This is a genomic window from Streptomyces sp. NPDC048191 (assembly GCF_040652655.1).
Taxonomy (GTDB): Bacteria; Actinomycetota; Actinomycetes; order Streptomycetales; family Streptomycetaceae; genus Streptomyces.
The window spans coordinates 1-1561 of sequence record NZ_JBEZMO010000095.1 but is presented as its reverse complement, the minus strand read 5'-3'; the positions used below and the strand labels follow the sequence as shown (position 1 = coordinate 1561).

At 72.1% G+C, this 1561-nt stretch carries 1 protein-coding gene; it reads left to right on the top strand.

Translation table 11 applies throughout. The annotated features are described in order from the left end of the window. The first annotated feature begins 382 nt into the window (after nucleotides 1-382). Nucleotides 383-1303: a methyltransferase gene (locus tag AB0D93_RS41565; RefSeq protein WP_362131971.1), complete on the top strand. Its 921-nt coding sequence runs from the start codon at nucleotides 383-385 to the stop codon at nucleotides 1301-1303. Nucleotides 1304-1561 lie beyond the last annotated feature (258 nt).

The following is a 1561-nucleotide window of genomic DNA, read 5'->3' as shown; positions in this document are numbered from 1 at the left end:
GTCGTGGGGCACCCGGCCCGGGGGGCCGGGTGCGAGGGGCGCTCTCGCGCCGCCCCCTCGCGCACCCCCGGCGCCCGTGGCCGGCCCCGGGACCCGAGCTGCGGGCCGGTATGGGGGAGCGGCATCCCTGGGCGGTTTACGTGACCAGCCGTCACCCGGCCGCCCCTGGCGCCCTGGTGCTGAAAAACGGGCTGGCAAGGAGGGGGGTCGGCCCAGCCCGGAGGGCACGCGCGGCACCCGAGATTTCCGAGAAAAACCCTGGTCAGACCCCCTTTCCCGCTACCAATTCCGGCCCAACACTGGTAATGTTATCCTTGTTGGGAGGGGGTGGCACCCCGACCAACACCACCACTCGAAACCCGCACCGAAGGGCGTGCCACTCATGGCGAAGATGACGACCGAGACCGCGATCCAGCACCGCAAGGCCGCCGCCCTGGCCGAGCTGGACCGCGACCTCACGCCGGACGAGCGGGAATTCGTCCTGGACCACTGGATGGAGGAGGGCACGGCCCGCCTCGACGGCGCATTCTTCACGCCGGGCGGACTGGCCGCAGACCTCATCCTGGAGGCGTTCGGCAAGGCACGGGTCATCGACCTGTGTGCGGGAATCGGCCGCCTGGCCTGGACCGCACACCAGTACCTCGGCGCCCACGGCGCCGCACGAGAGATCGTCTGCGTGGAGAAGAACCCGGAGTACGTCCGGATCGGGCGCAAGATCCTGCCGGAAGCCCGTTGGATCTGCGGCGACGTCTTCGACGTCCCCACGATGGACCTGGGCGGACGGTTCGACGTGGCCCTGGCCAACCCGCCGTTTGGCCGCGTCTCCCGGAACGGGCGCACGGCCCCCCGCTACAGCGGCCCCCAGTTCGAGTACCACGTCATCGACATTGCCGCCGAGGTGGCCCGCATGGGGGTGTTCCTCATCCCCCAGGAGTCTGCCCCCTTCCGGAACAGCGGATGCGCGTTCACCGAGCAGCGGACCGCCCAGTACGAGCGGTTCCAGCGTCAGACGGGCCTGACGCTGGAGCAGGGGTGCAGCGTCGACACGTCCGGGTATGTCGATGAGTGGCGAGACGCCGCCCCGCGTACGGAGATCGTGACCGCCGACTTCGAAGAGGTGCAGGCCCGCGCGGCGAAGACCGACGCGGCCACGGCGGAGGCCCCCAAGTCCAGGAACTGGCTGGCCATGCCCGCCACGGAGTTCGCCGTCAAGCCGAAGGCGGCACAGGCCGCCCTGTTCGGCATGGGGGACGACAAGGCCACCGGCACCATCGGACTGTTCGACGGGGAAGCCCTGTTCTGACAGGCCAGTTCGGGCCCTTCCCCGCGCGGCGAGTCCGCACGCGGGAGGGCCCACGCCGTGCGCGGTGGGCGCCGGCTTGTCGTCGGTGGCTGGGCTGGCTGCGTCTGGGGGTGGCAGTGTCGGCTGTGGGCGACGGTGGCGCCGTGGTGGCCGGCGCGGGTGCGCCGCGCCGTCGTGCGGCACCCGGCCCGGGGGCCGGGTTGCGAGGGGCGCTCTGGCGCCGCCCCCTCGCGCTCCCCAGGCGCCTTTGGCGGGGGT